The sequence below is a fragment of the Streptomyces sp. NPDC033174 genome (assembly GCF_055577795.1).
On the sequence record NZ_JBVIPQ010000003.1, the window covers coordinates 331,646 to 357,222 of the forward strand.

The window sequence follows — 25,577 nt, forward strand, 5'->3', positions numbered from 1 at the left end:
CGCGGGGTCAGACGCGCCGCGTCAGGCGGGGATGTGTGCCGTTCAGATAGTGCGCGCCGATGTCCCGCATCCGGTGGGTCGCCGAGTTCCGGGCCGTCAGTACCCGCGCGTTGCGCCAGAAGCGGTCGAACCCCGCGCCGCCGGCGTGGGTGGGGTCCATCCCGTCGGTGAGCTCGAGAATCCGGGTCGTGATCTGTACGGCGGACCAGCTGGTGACCGCCTCGGCCGCGGCGACCAGGACGGCGATGTCGGACCGCTCGTCGACGCTCAGCGTGTCCGCCGCGAGGAGCCCCCGCGCCAACGCGTCCGTCGCCCGGTCGACCACGGCCGCCGCCGTGTGCGCGGCCGTCGCCAGCTCCCCGTAGGCGAGCAGGAGGTAGGGGTCCGCGCTCGGCCGCTCGCCGTACTCGCCGTTCCTGCCGTCCGCGCGCAGCTGTGCCGCCTGCGCGGCGCGGCTGGTGTCCCGGGCCTCGGCCAGGGCTCCCTCGGCGATGCCGAGAGCGACATGGACCAGGATGAGGCGGAGCGCGAGCGGGGCCAGTGCGCTGAACGGCGCGATCGCGTGCTCGTCGCGGGGCACCGTGCCGAGTATGTCGTCCGTGCCGACCGGGACGCTGTCGAACACGACCACGCCCGCCCCGGTCAGCCGCTGGCCGACGCGGTCGTCCACCGGACAGGCGGACACGCCGGGATGCGCCGGGTCCACCAGCGCGATCAGCACGTCACCGGTGTCCTCGCAGCGCGCACCGACGACCAGCCGGTCGGCGACGGTCACCCCGGCGGCGAAGGAGCGGCTCCCGGTGAGCACATGGCCGCCGCCCTCGGTGGTGAGGGTGAGATCGGGCTCCGTGTCGGACTCGGGAGGCTCGATCCCCCCGGCCAGCAGCCACTGTTCCTCGGCGGCCCGCCGCTCGAACCGCGCGGCGTCCCCGGCCGCTCCGAAGAGGCGGGCGCTCCAGGACAGTACGTGGTGGCGGGCGAGGAGTTCGCCGACGGAGCTGTCCGCTTCGGCTATCTCCTTCACCACGGCGCACGCGGTGCGCCAGTCGGCGCCGCCGCGGTCCCCGAAGGGCGGGGTCAGCAGCGCCGGCAGTCCCGCCTCCCGGAGCCGGGCGACCTCGTCGAACGGCGGCTTGCCCGCCCGGTCGCGGGCCGGCGCGTCCACGGCGAGGTCGTCCGCGAGTTCGCGGGTGACGCGGGACCAGATCCCGGCGTCGGCGGTGTGCTCGGCCTCGACTGACATGGCGGTCGTCGCGGATCGCCGCGGCATGGTGTCGGTCACCGTCCAGTCACCTCCCTTTGAATCCCAGTATCCCCACTGGATTGGTAGGAATACTGTCAGGCCGGAGTCCCTTACCCCAAGGGGGTGTTCACCAGGTGGACGGCCGCGTGGACATGCGCACCCTGTCAGGGGGCGTGCGGCAGCAGGGACCGCTCAGGGGTTCGTCCACGCCTCCGGGTCCTCGGCCAGCGCCGTGACCCCTTCGGGCAGTGAGGCGGAGGCGACATCGGCCAGGGTGACGCCCTCCAGGATCTGCCGGACGTTGGCCCGCAGCGCGATCCACAGCGGCAGCAGCGACTCGGCCGGCCCCGTGTACGACAACTCCGGCGGGCGGACGCCCCGTACCGACACGAGCGGGCCGTCCACGACCCGTACGACATCGGCGATGGTGATCTCGTCCGCGGGCTTCGCCAGCCAGTAGCCGCCGTTGCCGCCGCGCTGACTGCGCACCAGCCGACCGCGGCGCAGGTCGTTGAGGATTCCTTCGAGGAACTTGTGGGAGATCCCCTGCGACTCCGCGATGGCCTCAGCCTTGACCGGACCGGCGTCCTGGGCTGCCGCGAGTTGCAGCGCGGCACGCACCGCGTAATCGGCCCTGGCTGAAATGCGCATGGGAGGCAGTATCGCGCACCACGCGGGCACCCTTGACGGGGCACGGGACCGATCCGACACTCGTCAACGGGTCATTCGAAGAGAACGGGACGGTCATGACGGGGCAATGGGCGGCGCGTACGGGCCGGAAGGTCCCGCTGCCGCACCTTCTGCTCACCTCCCGTCGGCACATCGATCTGCTGCGCGTCTGCAGCGCGGCCAGTCCAGCGCGCTAGGCGCCCCCGGCGCGGCCCTGCCCGCGGCCCAGCTCCGGCGTCACACGTCACTCCGCACCCGGCCGCCCGGCCCCGGCGTGCCCTCGCGCCGCCTGCCCGCCCCGCCGCCGTGTGCCCGCACTCAGCACCCCCGGGAGAAGCATGTCCTTCACATCCTCGACCGCCGTGCCCGCCTTCCGCGGAAGGATCGGCTGTGACGCCCGCAGCGGTCACTACGCCGTACCGCGCCGCTACCGCCTCCATCTCTCGCCGTCCCACCCCGACTGTCTGCGCATCGCGATCACCCACACCCTCCTCGGCCTCGAAGACGTGCTGCCGCTGACCCTGCTGCCCGAGACGCCCGACACCCCCGACGGCGGCTACCGGATCCTGCGCCCCCTCTACGAGGCGAGCGCGCACCTCCACCCCGGCCCGGCCGCGGCGCCGGTCCTCAGCGACGGCTGGACGGGCCGGATCGTGAGCACCAACACCCCGGACATCCTCAGTGACCTGGCCCTGCGCTTCGGCGGCGACGGCCCCGAACTCCACCCGACCGGCCGTGAGGGCGAGATCGAGGAACTGCGCCGGCTCTGCGACCTGAACGTCGACGAGGCCGCGCAGGGAGCCGGCGTGCAGGGCATCGACGGCGCCGGCCACCGGGCCCATCTCACCACCCTGCTGGACGCGTTGGGCTCCTTGGAGAAACGGCTCGGGCGCGACGCATACGTGCTCGGCCCGGAGCTCACCGCCGCCGACGTCCATGTCTGGGTCGCCCTGGTCCAGCTGGACACGGTGCACCGCCTGCACCTCGACGCCGCCGCGGTCCAGCAGGTCGCCGCCCATCCCGCCCTCTGGGGGTACGTCCGCCGGCTCGCCGCGCACCCCGCCTTCGGCCCCCTTCTCGACCCCGAGGGCATCGCCCGCCGGCACCACGCCGACTGCCGGGGAGTCGAGGCGGCCGGGGCGGCGCTGCCGATCGTCGACTGGAACGCCTGCCGCCTCGATCGCCGATGACGCCTTCGGATCAAAGGGACGTTGGCGCTTACACCAACTGAACATCTGTTAATGTGCCCGCTCCTGGATGTTCATCCACCAATCCGTCTCCCTCGGGCGCCGTGCGGCCGAGGGGTGCTGCGAGGTGTCTTGTACGTGTACAGCACTCCGTTCTCCCCGGCAGAAGCCAGGTCCGCGCGAGCCCGTATGGGTTTGAGCACGGCCCAGGTCGCCCACTCCATGGCGGCGTGCGGCGCACCGGTCCACCCCGACCTGGTCGCCGCCTGGGAGCAGGGCTCCCATGTGCCGACGGAGCAGCAACTCTTCTCGCTCGCCGATGTCCTGTGGTGCGACGCGACCACCCTGATGGGCGTGGAGCCGCGCACGCTGGCCGAGTACCGACTGGCGCGTCAGCTCAGCGTGGAGCGGCTCGCGTACCGCATCGGCATGGACGCGGGCGAGTACCGCGCGGCCGAGGCCGCGCAGACCTGGCACGGCGACTCGTGGCAGACCAGGGCGCTGGTGGATGCCCTGGGGCTGTCCCTGCGCAAGCTCATCGGAATCATGGGACGCGTCGACGAGTTGGCCGGCCATCTGCGCGCGGCCATCGACGGGCGCTGGAAGACGCATGTGGAACCGGTCGCGGAGATCGTCGTCGTCGACGAGACCAGCGTGAGCGACGCGCTGCGCACCATGCACGCGGAGTTCCAGGAGTTCTCCGAGCGGTACATGGGGCACCTGGTCGCCCGCAACGACGACGCGCGGCTCAAGGAGGTCACGGCGGAGCGGGCCGCCTATCTGCGCCGACTCGTCGACCACTTCTGGGAGCTGATCGGCGAGGTCGGCGAAGCGCCGCCCTCCCACACCGCCCACCCCTGACGCGGTACCCGAGGGCCGGGAAGGCACTGAGCCCTTCCCGGCCCTCGGCCGTCCCGGTCAGCGGGCGGCCGCACCCGCCTCGGAAGCCGCGGAGCCGTCCTCCTCCAGGACGTCCCAGTCGATCTCCACCGCGGCGCGCCTGGTGAAGACGTTGAACAGCAGATTCAGCGTGATGGCGGTGAGCCCGCCGAGGGTGATCCCGCTGTCCAGTACGGCTCGCACATCGTCCGGCATCCGGTCGAAGAACGGCTCGACGGCCGTCGGCAGCATCGCGGCGCCGAGACTGACCGCGAGGATCAGGGCGTTGCGCTCCTCGCGCAGATCCACCTTGCCCAGGATCTGGATGCCCACCGCGGCTACCATGCCGAACATCGAGATCGCCGCACCGCCGAGCACCGGATGCGGGATGGCGGCCACCAGGCTGCCCGCCTTCGGCAGCAGCCCCAGCAGGATCATGAAGACACCCGCGGCGACGACCACGAACCGGCTCATCACCCTCGACATCCGCACCAGGCCGATGTTCTCGGCGAAGGCCACGTACGGGAACGAGTTGAGGATTCCGCCCAGAACCGTCGCCGCGCCGTCGGCGCGCAGTGCCCGCGCGACCGTGTCGCTGTCGACTCTTCTGCGGGTGATCTCCCCGATGGCGTACACATCACCGGTGGTCTCGACCATGGTGATCAGCATGACGACGAGCATGGCGATGACGGGGAGCAGCTCGAACTTCGGCATGCCGTAGTGGAACGGCGTGCTGATCCCGAACCAGTCGGCGTCCTTCACCGCGTCGAACCGCGCGTCCCCGAAGAGCCAGGCGACCGCCGTGCCGACGACGAGACCGAGGAGGACGGCGAGGCTGCTGAGGAACGGCTTGCCGATCCTCACGACGGCCAGGATGAAGAGCAGCGTGCCGCCCGCGTAGGCGAGGTTCTTGGGGTCGCCGTATGAGGGGCCGCCCATCAGGTGCGCACCACCGGCCGCGTCCTGCAGGGCCACGGGTATCAACGTCATGCCGATGATGGTGAGCATCGTGCCGATGACGATCGGCGGGAAGTACTTCACGAGCTTGCTGAAGAAGGGCGCCAGCAGGAACGTCGCGATACCGGCGGTGATCACCGCGCCGTAGACCACGAGCAGGCCGGCGGTGCCGCCGCCCGCTCCCAGGCCGATGGCGACCATGGGGGAGACGGCGGTGAAGGTCACGCCCTGAACCAGCGGTAGCCGGGCGCCGATCTTCCAGATGCCGAGAGCCTGGATGATCGAGGCGATACCGCAGGTCAGGAGGTCCGCGTTGATGAGATGGACCAGATCCTGATCGGAGAGCCCCAGGGCGTTTCCGAGCAGGATCGGGACGATCACCGCGGCCGCGTAGAACGCGAGAATGTGCTGGAAACCGAAGAGGGCGAGCTGGGGGAGCGGCAGCAGCTCGTCGACCGGGTGGCGCTGGGAGCGCGAGGGCTGCCGGGAGGGTTGGGGGGACGGCTGCTGAGGGTGCTGCCAGGAGGGCTGTCGGGGGACCCGAGTCATCTCTGCCTTGCCTTCGCGAGGTAGGTGAATGAGAGAACGCCGCCGTCCTCGAGTCCCGGATGACAGGACGAGGCTGATCGGCTCATGCGGAGCCGACGTCGGGCGGTGTTGCCGTCACCACGTCGCTCTGTGCTACGGATTGCGCCCCGGATTGACAGGGCGTCCTTCGATCGATACAGCGAAGCCCGGATTGTTCATGGGATCCGAAGGGGGAGTCGATCGGGAGCGCTCACCATAGCCAAACGCCGTGTTTCCTCGCGAGTAACCGGACGGCCGGAAGCCGGACGGTGGAGAGGCCGGACGTCAGAAGACGGAAGGGCCGGACGGTCAGAAGATGGACAGGCCGGTCAGCGTCGTGAACCGGTCCAGTGCCTCCACCCCGGCCACCGAATTGCCCCGGGCGTCGAGCCCGGGACTCCAGACGCACAGCGTGCATCGTCCGGGCACCACGGCGATGATGCCTCCGCCGACACCGCTCTTGCCAGGCAGACCCACCCGGTACGCGAACTCCCCCGCCGCGTCGTAGGTGCCGCAGGTCAGCATCACCGCGTTGATCTGCTTCGCCTGGCTGCGGGTGAGCAGCCGCGACCCGTCGGCCCGCAGCCCGTGCCGTGCCAGAAAACCGGTGGCCCGGGCCAGATCGGCGCAGGACGCCTCGACCGAGCACTGGCGGAAGTACTGGGCCAGCAGCACGGGCACCGGGTTGGTGATGTTGCCGTACGAGGCCATGAAGTGCGCCAGCGCCGCGTTGCGGTCGCCATGCGCGGACTCCGAGTGGGCCACCTCCTCGTCGAAGGTGAGCAGGGGGTTGCCCGACTCGGCGCGCAGGAACTCCCGCAGCGTGTCGGCCGCGTTGCCGGTGAGCGCCTGGAGGCGGTCGGTGACGACGAGAGCGCCCGCGTTGATGAATGGATTGCGTGGAATGCCCCGTTCGTACTCCAGCTGGACCAGGGAGTTGAACGGATTGCCGGAGGGTTCGCGCCCGAGGTGCTCCCACAGCGTCTCGCCCTCCCGGGCGAGCGCGAGGGCGAGCGTGAAGACCTTGGTGATGGACTGCGCGGAGAACGGCTGCTGCCAGTCGCCGATCCCGTAGACCGTTCCGTCGAGCTCCGCCACGGCCATCCCGAAGCGGTGCGGGTCGGCCGAGGCGAGCGCCGGAATGTAGTCGGCAGGCCGGCCCCGGCCCAGCGAGCCGTGGATCTCGTCCTCGATGCGGTCCAGGACCGGTTGGAAGTGATGCATGGCGCAAGCCTGACTCAGGCGGGCAGCGGAGTGTCGCCGCGGGTGCCCGCGACACGTTCCGGCGTGAGCAGCGCGGCGAGCCGGTCGGCCGGCAGAAGGCCCTTCTCCAGGACCAGTTCGGCGACACCCCGGCCGGTGGTGAGGGCCTCCTGGGCAATGGCGGTGGCGGCCGTGTAGCCGATGTGCGGGTTCAGCGCGGTGACCAGACCGATGGAGTTCTCCACGCTCGCCCGCAGCACCTCGGTGTTGGCGGTGATGCCGGTGACACAGCGCTCGGCGAGCGTCAGGCAGGCGGCCCGCAGCGAGGTGATGCTCTTCGCGAGCGAGTGCAGGATGACCGGTTCGAAGGCGTTGAGCTGGAGCTGCCCCGCCTCGGCGGCCATGGTGATGGTGACGTCGTTGCCGATCACCTCGAAGGCCACCTGGTTGACGACTTCCGGGATGACCGGGTTGACCTTGCCCGGCATGATGCTCGAACCGGCCTGTACGGGCGGCAGGTTGATCTCGTTGAGCCCGGCGCGCGGCCCCGAGGACAGCAGCCGGAGGTCATTGCAGCTCTTGGAGAGCTTGACGGCGATGCGCTTCAGCACGCCCGACAGATGCACGAACGCGCCGCAGTCCTGGGTTGCCTCCACCAGATTCGCGGCGGTGACCAGGGGCAGTCCGGTGATCGCGGCGAGATGACGCCGGGCCGTCTCGGCGTAGCGGGGAGGCGCGTTGAGGCCGGTGCCGATGGCGGTCGCGCCGAGATTGATCTCATGGACCAGCTCGACGGCCTCCGCGAGCCGGCTGCGGTCCTCGTCCAGCATCACGGCGTACGCGGAGAACTCCTGGCCCAGCGTCATCGGCACCGCGTCCTGCAACTGCGTACGGCCCATCTTCAGGACGTCCCGGAACTCGACGGCCTTGTCCGCGAACGCCTTCTGCAGCACGGCCATCGCGTCCAGGAGGCCCCGTACGGCGGTGATCGTCGCCAGCTTCACGGCGGTCGGGTAGACGTCATTGGTGGACTGGCTGAGATTGACGTCCTCGTTGGGGTGCAGATGCTCGTACTCACCCTTGGCGCGTCCGAGGAGCTCCAGCGCGCGGTTGGCGACGACCTCGTTGGCGTTCATGTTGGTCGACGTTCCGGCGCCGCCCTGGATGACGTCGACGACGAACTGGTCGTGCAGGCGCCCGGCGCGGATCTCCTGGCAGGCCGCGATGATGGCTGCCGCCTTGGTGGCGGGCAGCAGCCCCAGCTCCTCGTTGGTGAGGGCCGCGGCTTCCTTGACCGCGGCGAGCGCGCCGATCAGCTGCGGATAGACAGAGATGGGCGTTCCCGTGATGGGGAAGTTCTCCCGGGCGCGCAGGGAGTGGATGCCCCAGTACGCCTCGGCGGGGACGTCTCGGTCCCCCAGCAGATCGTGTTCGCGGCGCACGGCGGCGGCATTCATGGAGCGAGGTCCTTCAGGCAGGGGGGATCGCGGAGTGAAAGGCGGAGAAGGGGAACGGCGGAGAAGGGGGACGGCGGAGGCGGCGGTCAGGCCGACATGGCCGCCGGCGCGTTGGCGCCGACGCGCTCGGCGCGCTGACCGAGCAGCCGGCGAAGCACCTCGGTGCGCTCCTCGGGGCCGGAGCCGGTGAGCAGGGCGGCGAGTACGGCGATCCGTGCCTGGCCCGCACGCAGGGTGCCCGTCAGGACCGCGCCGGCGGAGACGAGGTCCACGGCCCCGCCGAGGGTGTAGATCTCGGCAACGGGCCCGGCGGGTACGCGCGTGGTGAGCGCGACGAGGACACCCCGGTCGACGGCGGCGGCGACCGCGTCGACGAACTGCGGGGTCGCGTTGCCCGCGCCGGTGGCGACCAGCACGATGCCCTGGGCGCCCGCCTCGACGGCCGCGTTCAGGAGCAGAGGGTCGGCGTCGACATGGTGCATGACCATGTCGATGCGCGGCAGCCGGGTGGATCCGGCCGGCGTGGGCAGGTCGAGTGCGGCGGGGCGCTCGGGCCGACGGCGTATGGCGACCTTGCCGAACCCGACCTCGCCGACACGCGGCCCGGAGGGATCGGCGAACGCGTCCGCGTCCAGGGTCTGCGTCTTGATCGTGCCGCGCGCCGCGTGCACCTTGCCGTCGAAGACCACCAGGACCCCGAGGTCCCGGACGGTCGCGGCGGTGAGGAGGGCGTCGTAGAGATTGCCCGGCCCGTCGCCGTCCGTCGTGCCGAGCGGGCGCTGGGCACCGGTGAGGACGACCGGGCGCGTGTCGCGGTGGTAGAGGTCGAGCAGGAAGGCGGACTCCTCGAGGGTGTCGGTGCCGTGCGCGACGACGATGCCGTCGACGGAGGGGTCGGCGAGGACCTCGTGGACGGTCCGGAGCAGCGTCAGCTGCTGGGCGGAGGTCAACCGGGGGCTGTTGACGCTGAAGAGGTCGACCACGTCCACGGAGATGTCGGCGGGGAGGTCGGCCGTGGCCATGACGTCCCGGCCCGAGGCGTCGGCGGCGAAACCCGTACCCTGCCAGCGACTGGCGATCGTCCCGCCCGTGCTGATGACGACGATCCGCCGGGCGTGCCGCTCCGATGCCTGTATCCGCTCCACGTGTTCCCTCACAAGAAAAATCGTTCCGTTCAGCGGGTACGCGGTCCGGTGTCGCTCTTGGCCCTGCCGGCCCGCGTGCCCCGACGGCCGCGGATGGCGTCCCGTCTCACACGCAACGATAGGGTGATCCACGCGCAATTTGGTTGCCACTATCCGGCGGCTTTGTTTCATGTGTGGTGGATAATTGCGCCATGGATGGAATCGACCGCAGCATCTTGCGTGAGCTTCAGAACGACGGTCGGCTGACCAACCAGGAGCTCGCCCTGCGGGTGGGCCTGAGCCCCTCGCCCTGTATGCGCAGGGTGAGGCAACTGGAACAGGACGGAGTCATCCAGGGGTACCGCGCGGTCGTCGACCCCGACTCCGTCGGACGCGGCTTCGAGGTGCTCGTCTCGATCGAGGTGAAGCGGGACAGGGAGACGGTCGAGGCCTTCGAGTCGGCGCTCCAGGACATCCCCGATGTCATCGAGGCGTACCGGCTGTTCGGCAGCCCGGGCTGCCTGCTGCGCATCGCGGTCGCCGACCTCGCCGCGTACGAACGGCTCTGGATCGAACGGCTCACGACGCTTCCCGGCGTCTCGGAGGTCAACTCACAGATCATCATGAAGCGGATCAAGCAACCGGGCGGCCTGCCCGTCGAGCGGTGACCGACCGGGCCTTGGGCCTTCCTCCATGTGTTCCCGCAATTGCTGCCACCATCCGACGAACTTGATTGCACATGAGAGCCTGACAGTCCTAACGTGTCGCATATGCAGTCCTACACCATCGGGCAGGCGGCCCGTCTGCTCGGAGTCAGTCCCGACACGGCGCGCCGCTGGGCGGACGCCGGCCGGGTCGCGACCCATCGCGACGAAGGCGGCCGCCGTCTGATCGACGGCAGGGATCTGGCCGCCTTCTCGATCGAGGTCGCCCAGAGCGGCGGCCAGGGCGAGGAGGAGCCCTCGTACACCTCCGCCCGCAACGCCTTCCCCGGCATCGTCACCGGCATCAAGCTCGGCGACGTCGCGGCGCAGATCGAGATCCAGGCAGGACCGCACCGGCTCGTCTCCCTCCTCACCCGTGAGGCCGTGGAGGAGCTGGGACTGGAGGTCGGCATGCGGGCCACCGCCCGTGTGAAGTCGACCAGCGTGCACATCGACCGCACCTGACCGCTCCCGCGCACCACCACAGCGGCGTCGCCCGTCACCGGCGCGGCTCTTCACCATCCGCTCGGACCGGCACCCGCGGTCGGCCACCTTCCGCAAGGAGCACCACCCCCATGTCCCACGTGAGACGCCGCACCGCCGCCGTCGTACTGACGGCCGCGCTCCTCGTTCCCCTCGCCGCCTGCGGCGCGGACAGCACCGGGAAGGCGGAAGGCACCAGGAAGAACGACGGCGCCAGGGCGTCGGCCGGCGGCTCCGCTCCCGCGGCGAAGCTGACCGTGCTCGCGGCCGCCTCCCTCACCGACGTCTTCAAGACCGCCGGCGCGGCCTACGAGAAGTCCCACCCGGGCACCACGCTGACGTTCTCCTTCGCCGGCTCGCAGGAACTGGCCGCCCAGGTCGAGCAGGGCGCCCCCGCCGACGCCCTGGTCACCGCCGACACCAAGACGATGGACGGGCTGGGGGCCGACGTCGGTGCGCCGACGGTCATCGCCAAGAACCGGCTGGTCATCGCCACCGGCAAGGGAAATCCCTTCAAGGTGGACGAGCTCAAGGACCTCGCCGACACCCAGCTGAAGGTGGTCCTCGCCGCGCCCGAGGTGCCGGTCGGCCGCTACAGCAAGAAGATCCTCGACGCCCAGAAGATCGTCGTGAAGCCGGTCTCCGAGGAGCCGAACGTCCGCGCCGTCCTCAGCAAGGTCGAGCTGGGCGAGGCCGACGCCGGCCTCGTCTACAAGACGGACACCACGAAGGCGGCCGACAAGGTCGAGGCCGTCGAGATCCCCGACGCCCAGAACGCGGTCGCGTCCTACCCGGCGGCCACGCTCAAGACGTCCAAGAACGCCGACGCCGCGGCCGCGTTCGTCGCCTGGCTCTCCACTCCGGAGGCACAGAAGATCCTCCAGGATGCCGGCTTCCAGAAGCCGTAATCGCGCCCGTCGCGCACAGGAGCTGCCCGGCCGGGGGACCGGCAGCCCCTCACCCTTCCGACCGGGGTGCCTCAGGACCGCTGGGCTTCCGGCCGGAAGACACCCAGGACCGCGGGGCTTCCGACCGGAGGACCCGCAGGACCGCTGGGCCGACCGGCGAACGCCCAGGCCTGCCGCCCGACTTCCGCAAGGCGAACACCCAGGACCTTCCGATGAGACGACTCCGCACCCGCGCAACGGGCCCCCGCACCCCCCTCGCGCTCGCGATCCCCGCACTGCTCGCCATCGCGTTCCTGCTGCTGCCGCTGATCGGCGTGCTCGCCCGCACCTCCTGGGGCGAGCTGGGCGAGCACCTCACGAGTCCCGGCGTCACCGAAGCCCTGCGGCTCTCCCTCGTCGTCTCCTTCTGGGCTCTCGCGCTGTCGCTCCTGCTCGGGGTGCCGCTGGCCTGGCTGCTGGCCCGGGTCGACTTCCCCGGCAAGGCGTTCGTGCGCTCCCTGGTCCTGCTCCCGATGGTGCTGCCACCCACGGTCGGCGGCGTGGCCCTGCTGCTGGGCTTCGGCCGCCGGGGACTGCTCGGCCCGTTCCTGGAGAGCACCTTCGGCGTCACCCTGCCCTTCCACACGTCGGGGGCCGTGGTCGCCGCCACCTTCGTGTCGATGCCGTTCCTCGTGATCAGCCTCGAAGGAGCGCTCGGTGGGCTGCGGCCGCGCTACGAGGAGACCGCAGCCTCGCTCGGGGCCTCTCCGGTACGGGTGTTCCTCACCGTCACCCTGCCGATGGTCGCCCCCGGCCTGATCGCCGGAGCGGCCCTCACCTGGGCGCGGGCACTCGGCGAGTTCGGCGCCACCATCACCTTCGCGGGCAACCTCCCCGGCACCACCCAGACCCTTCCCCTCCAGGTGTACCTGCTCCTCCAGGACGAGCCGCAGGCCGCGACCTCCGTCTCCCTGCTGCTGCTCGCCATCGCCATGCTGGTCCTCGTCGCCCTGCGCGGCCGCTGGACCGGGGCACCGGCCGGCCGCTCGTACGCGCCCAAGGCGCCGGGGGGCGACCCGGACCCGGCCGGCAACGACGCGAAGGACGCGAAGGACACGGCAGACCGGTCGGGCGGGGCGGGCGTCCCGGACCCGGCCGAGCGCTGGGGTCTGTACGCCGAGGTCACCGGTTTCACCCGGCTCACCCTGGACGTGGAGCCGGGCACCACCATCGCCGTCGTGGGCCCCAACGGCGCGGGCAAGACCACCCTGTTGCGCGCTCTCCTGGGCCTCACCCCGCGCGCCCACGCGGACCTGCGGCTCGGCGACACCGACGTCACCGCCCTGCCGCCGCACCGCCGCGGCGTCGCCTGGGTGCCGCAGGACGGCGCCCTCTTCCCGCACATGACCGCCCTCGCCAACACCGCGTACGGATTGCGCGCCCACGGCGTCCCCCGCGCGCGGGCCCGCCGCAGCGCCCAGGAGTGGCTCGACCGGCTCGGCGTCGGCCCCCTCGCCCATCGCCGTCCGAGCCAGCTCTCCGGAGGTCAGGCCCAGCGCGTCGCCCTCGCCCGGGCGCTCGCGGCCCGTCCCCGGCTGCTGCTGCTCGACGAGCCGCTCGCCGCACTCGACCAGACCACCCGCGCCCATGTACGGCACACCCTGCGCACGCACCTCGACGGATTCGGCGGTGTCTGTCTGATCGTCACCCACGACCCGGTCGAGGCGGTCTCGCTGGCCGACCGGGTCCTCGTATTGGACGACGGCCGCGCCCTCCAGGACGCTCCGCCCGCCGAGGTGACCCGCCACCCCCGCTCGCCCTGGGTCGCGCGGATGCTCGGCCGCAACGCCTGGCCGGGCACGGCCACCGCCGACGGTCTCCAACTCGCCGCCGGCGGGCTGCTGGTGGCCGCCGATCCGCTGCCGGCCGGCACCGACGCCCTCGCGATCATCGCGCCCGAGGCCGTCTCCGTGCACCGCGAGAAGCCCGGCGGGAGTCCTCGCAACGTCTGGCCGGGCACCGTACGGGAGATCACCGCCAGCGGCAGCCGCCTGAGGGTTCTGGTCACCTCCGACCGGGCGCCCGACCTCGTCGCCGAGATCACCCCGCAGGCCGCCGTGGAACTGGGCCTGGTAGACGGCGCCGCCGTATGGACCAGCGTGAAGGCGACCGAGGTGACCGTCGTGAAGCTCTGACGCCGGAGCCCTCAACACCGGTCCCACGGGTCGGGATCGGACGGGCGGGTCGGTGCACGGCGCCACTGCCGGGCCGCGCCCCGCCCCTCGTCGCGTGAGTCGCATCCGCCGCCGTGGCCCTGCCGCCGATCGCCGCTGCGTCGCCCGTCGGCTGCCGCCGCCTTCCCGCTTTCCACGCATACGGACCGCACGCCCGGGTACGCGCCAGGCGGAGCAGCCGGGTCGTGCGCCGCCTCGTCGCATGAGTCGTATCCGCCGCATGAGCCGTATGACCGTATGAGCCGTACGGGTCGCGTGTGGCAGGCGCGCGGAGGCCGGTACGCCAGGCCAGGGACAGGACAGAGAACGGAGGTCGTCACTCGTGTGGTGACGGCCGAGGACGCGACAGGGGAGCCATGACCGAGCCGGAAGCCACGACCGTGCAGCCGACCGCAGTCCGCCCGCTATGGGAGTCCACCATGGGCACGCCTCCGAACGACCCCGTCCCGCCGAGTCCGACGCCCGCGCCCGGTCCCGGGCCCGGTCCGCAGCCCGGTCCCGTCCCGGGACCCGTGCCCGCGCCGGGCGGGCCCGACCCCGTACCGCCGGCGCCGCCCCAGCCCGAGCCCGACCCGCCGCCGCCCGCTCCTCGCCCGGATCCGCAGCCGAAGCCCGGCCCCCTGCCGGGGCCCCTTCCCGCGCCGGAACCGGCCACCTGAGCGGCGCCGATGACGACCACGAAGGATGTCACCGCGATCAAGGCAGGGCGGCGCACCGTCGAGATCAAGCGCCCGGACAAGGTGCTCTTCCCCGACGACGGGATCACCAAGGCCGACCTCGCCGACTACTACCGGAGGATCGCCCCGCGGATGCTGCCTCATCTGCGGCAGCGTCCGCTGATGCTGGAACGGCACCCCGACGGCATCGACGGCCCCGCCTTCATGCAGAAGGACGTGTCCGACCACTTTCCCGACTGGATCCACCGCGCCGAACTGCCCAAGGAGGGCGGGACGGTGACCCACGTCCTGTGCGACGACACGGCCACGCTCGTCTACCTGGCCGGTCAGGGGTGCGTCACACCCCACCGCTGGCTCTCGAAGGCGGACCGCCCCGACCACCCCGACCGGCTGGTCTTCGACCTCGACCCGCCCGGCGACAGCCCCGACAATGACCTCGCCGAGGTGCTGGCGGCCGCGCGGTGGCTCCACGAACTCCTGGATGAGCTGGAACTGCCGTCGACGGTGATGACCACCGGTTCACGCGGGCTGCACATCCTTGTGCCGCTGGACCGGAGTACCCCCTTCGACGAGGTCCGCGCCTTCGCCCGGCGCGCCGCGGACGTCCTCGCCGACCGCCATCCCGAGCGGCTCACCACCGAGGTGAGGAAGCAGGTCCGCCGGGGCCGTCTCTACCTCGATGTCCAGCGCAACGGCTATGCCCAGACCGCCGTCGTGCCGTACGCGGTCCGCGCCCGCCCGGGGGCGCCCGTGGCGACCCCGTTGACCTGGGACGCCCTCGACGACGCGGCGGCGGGCCCGCTGAGTGCCGCAATCGGGGACGTGGACCGGCTCCTCGCGGAGGACCCGTGGAGCGACGCGGTGTCCCGGGGCCGCTCGCTCGGCCCGGCCGTCCGCCGTCTGGAGGCACTGGAAACCTCGTCGAACGGCGATGATGACGGTCGGTGACGGTTCGAGATGCGAGCGTGACGGAGCCCTGCTTCGCTGAAGAAGTCCCGCTCTTCCCTCGTCACAAGGAGTGACTATGAGCGTCGCAGGTGAGTCCGGCAGCCGTGCCCAGCAGATGCGCGACAAGGCCCAGCAACTGAACGAGGCGGCCGAACGCGCGTCCGACCCCCAGGAGCGTCAGCGGCTCCAGGAAAAGGCCCGCAAGCTGCAGGAGCAGAGCGAGCAGAGCGAGAAGGGCGGCCGAAGCGACGAACGCTTCATGTAGCCCCCGCGCGACCGCGGTCGCGCCTGCTCGACCGGTGGCCTCCCACGCGACGGCGTGGGAGGCCACCGGCCTGTTCGTCACACAGCGTGTCCCTACAGCTCGCGGAGGAGCCCGACGCCGGGCAAGATGGGCTGGCTGGCCACATGTGCAGGGAGGACATGATGTTGCTGCCCGACAAGGCCACCGTCGACCGACTGCTCTCCCACTACCGGGCGCAGGAGCGTGCGGTGCTGTCGAACCCCCATGACCCGGCCGTCCGCCGACGATTCGAGGACACCGCGTACACGCTGTGCGTGCTGATGGGGGAGCGCACGGCGCGCGAAGCGGTGTGGGCGGCCGAGCGCTATCTCGGCCGCGGACGCCCGGTCGGGCGGCGGACCTCGCCGTTCGCGCCGGCCAGTCCGCCGTCTTCGCGATAGAACGCTCCCCGTGGGGTACGCGCCCCGCATGAGCATCACTCGGGCGCGTGCCGCGTATCCGGAGGACTGTCACCACGAGCGCACGCATCCCATGAAGGCGGGTGGACCCATGGCGTCGGACATGACCGGGGATTCGGAGGAACGGTTGACCGCCGGAAGGAGAAGATTCGCGGTCGCGACCCGGCGGGCGCCGAACGCCGCCGTGGTGACCCTCACCGGTGAGCTGGACCATGACACGGCCGCACCGCTGCGGACCGCCCTGGAGGAGCAGATCGGGACCGCGCCGGAACGGATCGTCGTCGACTGCGCCAACCTGAGCTTCTGCGACTCCACCGGCCTCAACGTCCTGCTCCGGGCCCGCCTGGCGGCCCAGGAGGCGGGAGGCCGGCTGGAGCTGGCCGCGTTGCAGCCGCCGGTGGCCCGGATGTTCGACATCACAGGCGCGCACGCGGTGTTCCGTGTCCACGCCGATCTTGACGAGGCGCTGGCAGGCCAGGCCCCGGGATAGCGGAGAGGCCCCATGGGCGAGAGCGTGACCGGGCGGAGCCAGATTCGTCGGCTGGAACTGTTCGGGACCAGAGGAGTGGTGACCCGCTGCCGGGACTTCACCGCCCGTGCACTGGCCGACTGGGGGTGGACGCCGCCGGTGGACGAGGAGGACGAGCAGCGCGTCGGGGACGTCCTGCTGCTCGTGTCGGAGGTCGTCACCAACGCCTGTCTGCACGCGGGCGGGCCCAGTGAGCTGGTCCTCAGACACACGGACGGCCACCTGCGGGTGGAGGTCGCCGACGGGAGTTCCGATGCCCCTGTGCCCCGGGCGCCCAGGAATCCGGCCCTGCCGGGCGGCCACGGCCTGATGGTCATGGAGCGGCTCGCCGGGAGCTGGGGGGCGGTGTCGCGGGACGCGGGCAAGGTCGTGTGGCTGGAGGTGACGCTGCCCTCGCGTACGGAGCGCACGGAGCGCACGGACGAGCCAAGGCCCACGTGAGCCTGCGCCTTTGGGGCGTTACGTGCCGGGCATGGCCCTCGGGCCGTGCGCCCTCGGGCCGTACGGTGTCGGGGCGCGCTCTCAGGCCGGGGGTTCGTCCTCCAGCAGGCCGTTGCGCAGCCGCCCGAGGATGTCCGCCAGAAGCCGGGAGATGTGCATCTGCGACAGGCCCAGCCGGGCGCCGATCTCGGACTGGGTCAGCTCCTCGCCGAAGCGCAGCGTCAGGATCGTCCGGTCCCGCTCGCTCAGGCGCGCGATGAGCGGCTTGAGGGATTCCAGGGACTCGATGACATCGAAGGAGTGCTCTTCGGCGCCGAGCCGCCGGGCGAAGCCGGTGTCGCCCGTCTCGTCGTCGAGGGGGGCGTCGAGCGAGCGCGCCACATACCCGTTGGCGGCCTGCTCGCCCTCGATGATCTCGGCCTCGGTGACGTGCAGATGTGCGGCGAGCTCGGCGGTGGTGGGCCGGCGGCCCAGCTGCTGCTCCAGTACGTCCAGGGCCTTCGCCAGGCCGATCCGCAGCTCCTGGAGCCGGCGGGGCACCTGGACGGCCCAGCTGGTGTCCCGGAAGAAGCGCTTCATCTCGCCGACGATGGTCGGCAGTGCGAACGACGCGAACTCGACCTCGCGCTCCACGTCGAACCGGTTGATCGCCTTGATCAGGCCGATCGTGCCGACCTGGATGATGTCCTCCAGGGGTTCGGCGCGGTTGCGGAACCGCCGCGCCGCGAACTTCACCAGGCTGAGATTCAGCTCGACCAGGGTGTTGCGGACGTAGGCGTGCTCGGGTGTGCCCTCCTCCAGCGCGGCGAGCCGGCGGAAAAGGGCCACCGAGAGCTTCTGGGCATCGCTGGTGGTGACGTCCTGGGGCTGTGAGATCTCGGGGAGACCGCCCAGGGCGCTGCGCCGTACCGCGGGCCTCGCGGGGGACCGTGTGGCGCGGACGGCTTGGTTCCGGGTACTGGACATGCGGCTCCTTCGACGGGGCGGGGCCTGCGCTGCCACGCGGCAGCGGGGGTCCGTCGTGAGCGTCCTGTCACGAAAGATGCCCGTTTGAGGGTATTAATAACCTTTCTGCCGGGAAGTCGCCTTCCATGGATCGCGTGAGTGCGGAGGGTCGTGTGGCGCACAGCCGCCGCTTTCCGCTGCGTGCCGGGCCCGGCGTCGTGGGGCAGTGCCGGGACCTGACGCGCCAGGTCCTGGACGAATGGCTCACCGCGCGTGGGCCGGGGGAGAGGACAGCCGTGCAGGACGTCCTCCTGCTGGTCTCCGAGGTCGTCACCAACGCCTGCACCCATGGCGGAGCCCCGTACGAGCTGCGCTTCGACCTGGCCGACGGGCGTCTGTTGGTCCAGGTGAGCGACAACAGTCCGGCACGCCCCCGGTCGCGCGCCCCGCACCGGCCCGCCCAGGCCTCCGGGCACGGCCTCTATCTGCTCCAGCGCCTCTCCGCGGGCTGGGGCTGGGTGCGCCGGGAGCGAGGGAAGGCCGTCTGGTTCGAGGTTCGCCTGCCCAGGGTCCCGCCGGCGCCTTCGTGAGCTGCGCGCCCTCGTGTCCGGGCCTCCTCCGCGGCAGGTGTGCGGCGCCCCGGCAATCCGTCCGCGTGAGGATGTCGGCGCCGTCCCCCCGTGCCAGAGTGGAAAACGCCGTTACGAGCGCGCCGACGCGGCGTGCCGTCACGGCGCCGTGCGTCCCGACAGCGCGAGGTTGCGATGGATGTGTCTTCCCGCACGCCCGGCCCCGACCCGTCGCGGCCCACCCCGGAGCTCGGGGAGGAAGGGCTCCGCAAACTGCTGGCCGGACTCACCGCCGTACGGGACGGTGACCTCTCCCAGCGACTCCCCGACGACGCCGGAGGGCTCCTCGGAGAGATCGCGACCATCTACAACGGCATGGTCGAGCAGCTTTCCCTGGTCACCTCGGAGGTCACCCGCGTCGCCCGCGAGGTCGGCGGGCAGGGCCTCCTCGGCGGTCACGCCCGCGAGCCGAGGGTGCGGGGCGTCTGGCTGGAGCTGACCTCGGGCGTCAACACCATGGCCGACAACCTCACGTCCCAGGTCAGGTCCATCGCGCAGGTCGCCACCGCCGTGGCGCGCGGCGACCTGACCCAGAAGATCAGAGTGGACGCGCGCGGCGAGATCCTGGAGCTCAAGGAGACCATCAACACCATGGTCGACCGGCTCTCCTCCTTCGCGGAGGAGGTCACCCGCGTCGCCCGTGAGGTGGGCACCGAGGGCAAGCTCGGCGGCCAGGCCACCGTGCGCGGCGTGTCGGGCACCTGGAAGGACCTCACCGACAACGTCAACTCCATGGCGAACAACCTGACCAACCAGGTCCGCAACATCGCGCAGGTCACCACGTCCGTCGCCAACGGTGACCTCACCCGCAAGATCGACGTGGACGCGCGCGGCGAGATCCTGGAACTGAAGACCACCATCAACACGATGGTGGACCAGCTGTCGTCCTTCGCTGCCGAAGTCACCAGAGTCGCCCGCGAGGTCGGCAGCGAAGGGCGGCTCGGGGCCCAGGCCGAAGTGGAAGGCGTCTCCGGAACCTGGAAACGGCTCACCGAGAACGTCAACGAACTGGCGGGCAACCTGACCCGGCAGGTCCGTGCCATCGCCGAGGTGACCAGCGCCGTCGCCGAAGGCGATCTGACCCGCTCCATCACGGTCGACGCCACCGGTGAGGTCGGCGACCTCAAGGACAACATCAACGCGATGGTGGAGTCCCTGCGCGCCACCATCCACGCCAACGAAGCCCAGGACTGGCTCAAGACGAACCTCGCACGCGTCTCCGGCCTCATGCAGGGCACCGGCAGCCTTCCCGCCCTGGCCGAACTGATCATGGCCGAGGTGCCACCACTCGTCTCCGCGCAGTACGGCGCCTTCTTCCTCGTCCAGGAGGGTGAACACGGCACCGAACTCGTCATGACCGCCGCCTATGCGTCCCCCGACGACCCGTCCTCCGAGCCCCGCCGCTTCCGCCTCGGCCAGTCCCTCGTCGGCCAGGCCGCCCGCGACGGGCGGACCATCGTCGTGGACCGGCTCCCGCACGGCTACGCCACCATCGCGTCGGCGGCCGGCTCGGCCGAACCCGGCCAGCTGATCATCCTGCCGGTCGTCGTCGAGGGACAGGTGCTGGGCGCCGTGGAACTGGCCGCGCTCCGCCCCTTCACCGACATCCACCGGGACTTCCTCGACCAGTTCATCGAAACCGTCGGTGTCAACGTCAGCTCGCTGATCGCCAGTGTGCGCACCGACGAACTCCTCGGGCAGTCCCAGCGCCTCACCTCCGAACTGCGCGCCCGTTCGAAGGAGTTGCAGGCCAGGCAGCGGGAACTGCAGCGCTCCAACGCCGAACTCAAGGAAAAGGCGGCCCTCCTCGCCGAACGCAACCGGGACATCGAGAGCAAGAACCTGGAGATCGAGCAGGCCCGGCAGGAGCTGGAGGCCCGCGCCCAGCAGCTCTCCCGGACCTCGATGTACAAGTCCGAGTTCCTGGCCAACATGAGCCATGAACTGCGCACCCCGCTCAACAGCCTGCTCATCCTTGCCCGGCTGCTCGCGCAGAACCCCGAGGGAAACCTGACGGACAAGCAGGTCGACTACGCGGAGGTCATCCACTCCGCCGGATCCGACCTGCTCCAGCTCATCAACGACATCCTCGACCTCTCCAAGGTCGAGGCGGGCAAGATGGACATCCACGCCGAGCCGTTCCCGCTGCACCAGCTGCTGGACCATCTGGAAGCGACCTTCCGGCCCGTGGCGGGCGAACGCGAACTGGACTTCCATGTCGTCACGGCACCCGACATCCCGGACGAACTCACCACCGACGAGGGGCGGCTGCGCCAGGTCCTGCGCAATCTGCTCTCCAACGCGCTGAAGTTCACCGACCGGGGAAGCGTCGAGCTCGGCGTCCACAACGCCACCGCCGAGGAACTCCCGCATGCCCTGCGGGACTCCGGCCCCACCCTCGCCTTCCAGGTCACCGACACGGGCGTCGGCATCCCCGCCGACCGCCTGGAGAGCGTGTTCGGGGCCTTCCAGCAGGGCGACGGCACGACCGCCCGTCGCTACGGAGGCACCGGTCTCGGCCTCTCCATCAGCCGCGAGGTCGCCCGGCTGCTGGGCGGTGTGATCGTCGCGGAGAGCTCGGTGGGCCGCGGGAGCAGGTTCACGCTCTACCTTCCCCTGCGTGAGCGGGCCGACCTCCACCCCGCGGCGGAGGACGACACCCGGCACGGGGCGGAGGCCGGCGACCGGGACGTACGCCCGTCCGGCGCCACGGTCCTCGTCGTCGACGACGACGCCCGCAACGTCTTCGCCCTGACGCAGGTGCTGCAACGCGAAGGACTGCACGTGCTCACCGCCGACAGCGGTCGGGCCGGAATCGAGCTGCTCGCCACCCACGAGGAGGTCGACCTCGTGGTGATGGACGTGATGATGGCCGGCCTGGACGGGTACGCCACCACGGCGGCGATCAGGGAGATTCCGCGCTTCGCCAAGCTGCCCATCATCGCCGTCACGGCCAAGGCGATGCCGGGCGACCGCGCCAAGGCGCTGGCGGCGGGAGTCAGCGACTACGTCGCCAAACCGGTCGACGCGGACCATCTGATGGGCATGATCCGCGGCTGGCTGACGGAAGAACACTGAACCCGCCGGGACGTGTGAACGTCCGCCGGTTCGCGGGGCGTCGGCCCCAGTACGGCGCGGAGGCCCGGGCTCGCGGGATCCCGGGACGGCGCGAGGCCCCGTCACTCCCGGATACGGATCGCGATGATGCTCGTATCGTCGTCCGTGTCCCCCGTCGCCGCCTCCAGCAGCCGCTCCACCTGCTCCTCCACCTCGCAGTCGCTCAGCCGCTCCGCGACCGCGAGCAGACTCGTCAGTCCCTCGTCCAGGCCGTCGTGCCGCCGCTCGACCAGCCCGTCCGTGTAGAGCAGAAGCGTGTCGCCCGGCCGCAGCGGAGTCCGTATCTCCCGGTACGTCACCGAGGCCACCGCGCCCAACAGCAGGTCACGCGGCGGGTCGAGCAACCGGGCGCGCCCCTCGCGCAGCAACAGCAGCGGCAGATGCCCGGCGCTCGACCACCAGAAGGAGCGGTCGTCCGGGTCGTAGAGTGCGCACACCGCGGTCGCCGTGGGGTGGCCGCTCGTCTGGAGAGTGACCTCGTTGAGCCACTCCATCAGCCGCCCGGGCGTGTGACCGGTGAAGGCGAGGCCGCGCAGCGCGTTGCGCAGGGCGACCATCCCGGTGGCCGACTCGATGCCGTGCCCCGCGATGTCGCCGACCGCGACCAGGACCCGGCCGCTGGGCAGCGGCAGAACGTCGTACCAGTCACCGCCCACCCGGTATTCCTCGACCGCCGGCCGGTAGCGGGCCGCGACGAGCAGTCCGGGCAGCTGCTGCAGATCGGGCGTCTCGGGCACGATCGCCTGCTGGAGCCGCAGCGCCAGCTCGTGCCGCACCGCCGCCTGCTTCTGCACGGCGGTGAGCTGGTCGAACGTCGCGGTCAGCGCCGCCTCCGTGTGCCGGTACGCCGAGACGTCCTGGTAGACGCCGGTGATACCGGTGACCACGCCCTCGTCCAGCAGGGGTTCGGCGGCGACGCGCACATGCCGCAGCGTGCCGTCGCCCCGCACGATCCGCAGCACCGACACGGCGCCCCGCTGGCGCTCTGTGAGCGTCGTGATCAGCTCGGTCAGGGCCTGGCCGTCGTCGGGGTGCACCCGTGAACGCATCGCCAGCAGCGGCACCGGCGAGGCGTCCGGGTCGATGCCGAAGATCCGGTACGCCGTCTCGGACCACACCGAGCCGCCGCCCGAGACACTGTCCCGGAAGGGCGCCACTCCCTGGAGATGGCCCACGGCCCGGGTGGCGGACATGCCCCGGTTGCTGCTGGCGTGCCACAGCACCACGGTCCGTTCGGTGCCCGCCGGAAGCACCCGTACGTCGAGCAGCGGGGCGGGCGCCTCGGCCCGCGCCACCCGGGGCAGCCGCGGGGCGATCTGGCGGCGCGCCGCGGCGTGGGCGCGCCTGGCCAGCCGCGTCAGTTCGACGTGAGCGAGCGGAAGGGCCAGCTCCAGCGGCTCGCCGACGGGAGGCGCCGTACCGCCGAGGGCTTCGACGGCCGGCTCGTTGAGGTGCTCCACCGACAGCGCCGAGGAGGCGGGCTCACCCCGCAGCATCATCGCCGGATGCGCGAGGGCGTCCAGTACGTCCACCAGCGCGGGCGCCCCCGACGGTACGGAGTCGTCCGCGTCGAGCACGGTCCCCGCCACCTGGATCAGTCCGGTGAGCGCCCGGCGTACGGGCTCCTCGAACTCCGTCCGCGCGGGCCACGCGGTGAGCGCGAGACCGACCGTCGTGCCCCTGATCCGCAGCGGGAGCAGGGCGCGGCCGGCGTGCGGCCCCGGCCCCGGGAGCACCTGGTCCGGCGCCGGACCGGCCGGCAGCCAGCGCGGGGTCCCGTCGGACACCACCGCGTGGAACAGCGCCGGCGCCCCCGGCGGGATCCACTGCCACACCGCCGCCTCCGCCGCGCTCACCCCGGCGTGCCCGGCGAGCCGCAGACAGCCGGAGTCCGTGCACCGCCACAGCCACAGGCTCTGCGCGCCCAGCGGGCGCAGACCGCCCTCCAGCAGCGCCTCGGCGGCCTCACTCACGGTGTCGTGCGCCTCGGCCTCCGCCGCCACGCGCCGGGCCCGCCTCGCCTCGACCGGGCTCGGACCCTCGGGGCCGACCTGCGGCGCGACATCCGGCGCGCCGGCGACCCCGTTCACGATGTCCGCGGCGAGATCCTCGGGGCTCAGACCGGTCACCTGGGAGAGGTTCCGCAGATGCTCACCCGCCTCGGAGGGCGGCGCGCCCAGCTGGGCCACCAGGATGCCGGTGGCCAGGTCGAGCAGCCGCCGACGCCTGGAGGCGTCACGGAGGCGGTTGATCTCGGCGGTCAGCCCCACGATCGTCGAAATCGTCTGGGCGTTGTCCACGCCCGAGGGCCCCGGCGCGGATGTGATCACGGCACCTCCCGTCCCGAGCGGTCGAAGGAGTGAGCGAGCGTGTCCCTCAGGATTTTACCCGCGCGTAGCTCCACAGGGAGGGGTGCGAGGCACGTGGACGACCGGTACGCCGGGGGGCGTCGAGGGCACGGCTCCGGTTGGGATCGGGCACGCTCCGCCAGTCGGATCACCGGCTCGCACGAGTCGCGAGCCAACCGGCCGGGCGCAGACGTCAACGCCGCCGCCCGGCCCGCCCGGTCACCGCAGCGGTCCCCACGGCCCCCGCACCACGCTCTGGCGGCGGTGTCGCCACCACAGTGCCACCGCGCCGGCGCAGGCCGCTCCGAGGAGCGACAGGGGAAGGCCCGCGTCGGGCGTGGTCGCGGCCTCGGCGGCGACGTCGCGGTCGCGCCCGTGCTCGGGCGGGCGGGGGGTGGCCGCCTTCTGCGCCCGGGTCGGGAGGGCGGCCCTGGCGGCTCCCGGCGCCGGGGCCCTGCGCCGCGGAGCCGGCGCGAGGGACCCCACGGGACGGACCCGCCCGGCCGCCTTGAACCCCCAGTCCAGGAGCGCGCGCGCCTCCTCGTACACCGCGTACCCGCCGCCGGACCGCGGGTTCATCACTGTCACCACCAGCGTCCGCTTCCCGCGCCGCGCCGCGGCGATGAGCGTGCTTCCCGCGCCGCTCGTGTAGCCGTTCTTGACGCCGATGACCCCCGGGTAGCGCAGGACGCCGTCGGCCCCGGTCAGCAGCCGGTTCGTGTTCTTGATGTCGTACGACCAGCGACCCGAGGGGAACCGCGCGTGCGCCGTCGACGCGTACCGGACGAAGTCCGGGTTCTGGAGGCCCACCCGGCCGAAGACCGCCAGGTCGTACGCGGACGAGACCTGCCCGTCCGCGTCGTAGCCGTCGGGGGAGACCACCCTCGTGTCGCGGGCGCCCAGCGCCCGGGCCTTGTCCTGCATCCGGCGGGCCATGCCCTCCCAGCCGCCGTTCATCGCCGCGAGCACATGCACGGCGTCGTTCCCGGAGCTGAGGAAGACGCCGTTCCACAGGTCCGACACCCGGTACGTGTACCCGGCCTGGACACCGACGAGGCTGGAGCCGGCGCCGATCCCCTCCAACTCGGCCTCACGGACCGTGTGCCGGAGCGAGGGGTCGAGACGGGGCATCGCCGTGACCGCGAACAGCGTCTTGAGGGTGCTGGCCGGAGGCAGCCGCCGATGGGCGTCACGGGCGGCGAGCACATCGCCCGTCACCGCATCCGCCACCAGCCAGGACAGGGCCGAGACGTCCTCCGGCGCTCCGGGACCGCCGGGAAGGGCGTCCACCTGCGTCCCGGGCCGGTGCAGCCGCCCTCGGTCGAAGGAGGACCCAGCGGGCGGCGTCGGCTCGGTGACACAGGCGGCCGCGGCCGGGGCGGGCGCCAGGAGCAACAGCGCTGCCGTACCGGCCGCGGCATGACGGACAGCTGACATGACGATCATTCAGCCACCGTAGGAACAGCTGGACTCCCGCGCAGGTGGAGTGCGCCGTCCGGACTAGGGCTTGTCCCCGTGACGCCGACCCGTGCCCGGCGGCCGGGGCGCGGCCCGAGCAGGGCATTCTTGGGGCGTGTCCTCACTTCCGCACCAGAGCCCACCGGCCGCCCCGAACCCCGAGGGCCCGCCCGGCAGGCAGCCCCCCGC

22 protein-coding genes are annotated in these 25,577 nt (G+C 71.8%); 13 read left to right on the forward strand and 9 right to left on the reverse strand.

The window, feature by feature from the left end:
- Nucleotides 1–7 precede the first annotated feature (7 nt).
- Nucleotides 8–1,282 (reverse strand): acyl-CoA dehydrogenase family protein, encoded by a 1,275-nt coding sequence (locus tag ACZ5VC_RS11665; RefSeq protein ID WP_469119877.1) that lies wholly within the window; start codon nt 1,280–1,282, stop codon nt 8–10.
- Between the two features lie 153 nt (nt 1,283–1,435).
- Nucleotides 1,436–1,894 carry an RrF2 family transcriptional regulator gene (locus ACZ5VC_RS11670; protein ID WP_469119878.1) on the reverse strand — a complete coding sequence of 153 codons (459 nt, stop codon included), beginning with the start codon at nt 1,892–1,894 and terminating at the stop codon, nt 1,436–1,438.
- A gap of 356 nt (nt 1,895–2,250) precedes the next feature.
- Here ACZ5VC_RS11670 and ACZ5VC_RS11675 point away from each other — a divergent pair, with 356 nt between their 5' ends.
- Nucleotides 2,251–3,102: a glutathione S-transferase C-terminal domain-containing protein gene (locus ACZ5VC_RS11675; protein WP_469119879.1), complete on the forward strand. Its 852-nt coding sequence runs from the start codon at nt 2,251–2,253 to the stop codon at nt 3,100–3,102.
- A gap of 186 nt (nt 3,103–3,288) precedes the next feature.
- Nucleotides 3,289–3,960 carry a transcriptional regulator gene (locus ACZ5VC_RS11680; RefSeq protein ID WP_469119880.1) on the forward strand — a complete coding sequence of 224 codons (672 nt, stop codon included), beginning with the start codon at nt 3,289–3,291 and terminating at the stop codon, nt 3,958–3,960.
- Nucleotides 3,961–4,017: 57 nt separating this feature from the next.
- Here the strand turns inward: ACZ5VC_RS11680 and ACZ5VC_RS11685 are convergent, their stop codons facing one another.
- From ACZ5VC_RS11685 to ACZ5VC_RS11700, 4 genes are all read right to left on the reverse strand, one after another.
- Complete coding sequence (locus ACZ5VC_RS11685) at nt 4,018–5,484, reverse strand: nucleobase:cation symporter-2 family protein (RefSeq protein ID WP_469119881.1); 1,467 nt, start codon at nt 5,482–5,484, stop codon at nt 4,018–4,020.
- Nucleotides 5,485–5,811: 327 nt separating this feature from the next.
- Entirely contained in the window at nt 5,812–6,726 is a 915-nt protein-coding gene (locus tag ACZ5VC_RS11690; protein WP_469119882.1) for a glutaminase, read from the reverse strand.
- Between the two features lie 14 nt (nt 6,727–6,740).
- Nucleotides 6,741–8,162 carry an aspartate ammonia-lyase gene (gene aspA / locus ACZ5VC_RS11695; RefSeq protein ID WP_469119883.1) on the reverse strand — a complete coding sequence of 474 codons (1,422 nt, stop codon included), beginning with the start codon at nt 8,160–8,162 and terminating at the stop codon, nt 6,741–6,743.
- A gap of 86 nt (nt 8,163–8,248) precedes the next feature.
- Nucleotides 8,249–9,319, reverse strand: coding sequence for an asparaginase (locus ACZ5VC_RS11700; RefSeq protein ID WP_469119884.1), 1,071 nt, complete (start codon nt 9,317–9,319; stop codon nt 8,249–8,251).
- A gap of 179 nt (nt 9,320–9,498) precedes the next feature.
- Here ACZ5VC_RS11700 and ACZ5VC_RS11705 point away from each other — a divergent pair, with 179 nt between their 5' ends.
- The 9 genes from ACZ5VC_RS11705 to ACZ5VC_RS11745 all read left to right on the forward strand — a co-directional run bounded on the left by ACZ5VC_RS11705 (nt 9,499) and on the right by ACZ5VC_RS11745 (nt 16,891).
- Complete coding sequence (locus ACZ5VC_RS11705; protein WP_469119885.1) at nt 9,499–9,954, forward strand: Lrp/AsnC family transcriptional regulator; 456 nt, start codon at nt 9,499–9,501, stop codon at nt 9,952–9,954.
- A 102-nt stretch (nt 9,955–10,056) separates the two neighbouring features.
- Nucleotides 10,057–10,455: a TOBE domain-containing protein gene (locus tag ACZ5VC_RS11710; RefSeq protein ID WP_469119886.1), complete on the forward strand. Its 399-nt coding sequence runs from the start codon at nt 10,057–10,059 to the stop codon at nt 10,453–10,455.
- Between the two features lie 110 nt (nt 10,456–10,565).
- Nucleotides 10,566–11,381, forward strand: a complete 816-nt coding sequence (gene modA / locus ACZ5VC_RS11715) for a molybdate ABC transporter substrate-binding protein (RefSeq protein WP_469119887.1) — start codon at nt 10,566–10,568, stop codon at nt 11,379–11,381.
- A 212-nt stretch (nt 11,382–11,593) separates the two neighbouring features.
- Nucleotides 11,594–13,555 (forward strand): ABC transporter permease, encoded by a 1,962-nt coding sequence (locus tag ACZ5VC_RS11720; protein WP_469119888.1) that lies wholly within the window; start codon nt 11,594–11,596, stop codon nt 13,553–13,555.
- A 707-nt stretch (nt 13,556–14,262) separates the two neighbouring features.
- Nucleotides 14,263–15,219: a non-homologous end-joining DNA ligase gene (gene ligD, locus ACZ5VC_RS11725; RefSeq protein WP_469119889.1), complete on the forward strand. Its 957-nt coding sequence runs from the start codon at nt 14,263–14,265 to the stop codon at nt 15,217–15,219.
- Between the two features lie 76 nt (nt 15,220–15,295).
- Nucleotides 15,296–15,484: a DUF6381 family protein gene (locus ACZ5VC_RS11730; protein WP_468707758.1), complete on the forward strand. Its 189-nt coding sequence runs from the start codon at nt 15,296–15,298 to the stop codon at nt 15,482–15,484.
- Between the two features lie 161 nt (nt 15,485–15,645).
- Nucleotides 15,646–15,903: a DUF5133 domain-containing protein gene (locus ACZ5VC_RS11735; RefSeq protein WP_468707938.1), complete on the forward strand. Its 258-nt coding sequence runs from the start codon at nt 15,646–15,648 to the stop codon at nt 15,901–15,903.
- A 121-nt stretch (nt 15,904–16,024) separates the two neighbouring features.
- Nucleotides 16,025–16,411 (forward strand): STAS domain-containing protein, encoded by a 387-nt coding sequence (locus ACZ5VC_RS11740; RefSeq protein ID WP_469120212.1) that lies wholly within the window; start codon nt 16,025–16,027, stop codon nt 16,409–16,411.
- 12 nt (nt 16,412–16,423) lie between these two features.
- Complete coding sequence (locus ACZ5VC_RS11745; RefSeq protein ID WP_469119890.1) at nt 16,424–16,891, forward strand: ATP-binding protein; 468 nt, start codon at nt 16,424–16,426, stop codon at nt 16,889–16,891.
- An 81-nt stretch (nt 16,892–16,972) separates the two neighbouring features.
- On the opposite strand, the gene ACZ5VC_RS11750 is transcribed toward ACZ5VC_RS11745, so the two are convergent.
- Nucleotides 16,973–17,857, reverse strand: coding sequence for a SigB/SigF/SigG family RNA polymerase sigma factor (locus tag ACZ5VC_RS11750; RefSeq protein ID WP_469119891.1), 885 nt, complete (start codon nt 17,855–17,857; stop codon nt 16,973–16,975).
- A 134-nt stretch (nt 17,858–17,991) separates the two neighbouring features.
- Between ACZ5VC_RS11750 and ACZ5VC_RS11755 the strand changes: the two genes are divergently transcribed.
- Both ACZ5VC_RS11755 and ACZ5VC_RS11760 read left to right on the forward strand, forming a co-directional pair.
- Nucleotides 17,992–18,426 (forward strand): ATP-binding protein, encoded by a 435-nt coding sequence (locus tag ACZ5VC_RS11755; RefSeq protein WP_469119892.1) that lies wholly within the window; start codon nt 17,992–17,994, stop codon nt 18,424–18,426.
- 174 nt (nt 18,427–18,600) lie between these two features.
- Nucleotides 18,601–21,543: a hybrid sensor histidine kinase/response regulator gene (locus ACZ5VC_RS11760; protein ID WP_469119893.1), complete on the forward strand. Its 2,943-nt coding sequence runs from the start codon at nt 18,601–18,603 to the stop codon at nt 21,541–21,543.
- Nucleotides 21,544–21,644: 101 nt separating this feature from the next.
- Here the strand turns inward: ACZ5VC_RS11760 and ACZ5VC_RS11765 are convergent, their stop codons facing one another.
- Together ACZ5VC_RS11765 and ACZ5VC_RS11770 are read right to left on the reverse strand one after the other, a co-directional pair.
- Nucleotides 21,645–23,912: a SpoIIE family protein phosphatase gene (locus ACZ5VC_RS11765; protein ID WP_469119894.1), complete on the reverse strand. Its 2,268-nt coding sequence runs from the start codon at nt 23,910–23,912 to the stop codon at nt 21,645–21,647.
- 237 nt (nt 23,913–24,149) lie between these two features.
- Nucleotides 24,150–25,376, reverse strand: coding sequence for a D-alanyl-D-alanine carboxypeptidase family protein (locus ACZ5VC_RS11770; protein WP_469119895.1), 1,227 nt, complete (start codon nt 25,374–25,376; stop codon nt 24,150–24,152).
- Nucleotides 25,377–25,577: the final 201 nt, after the last annotated feature.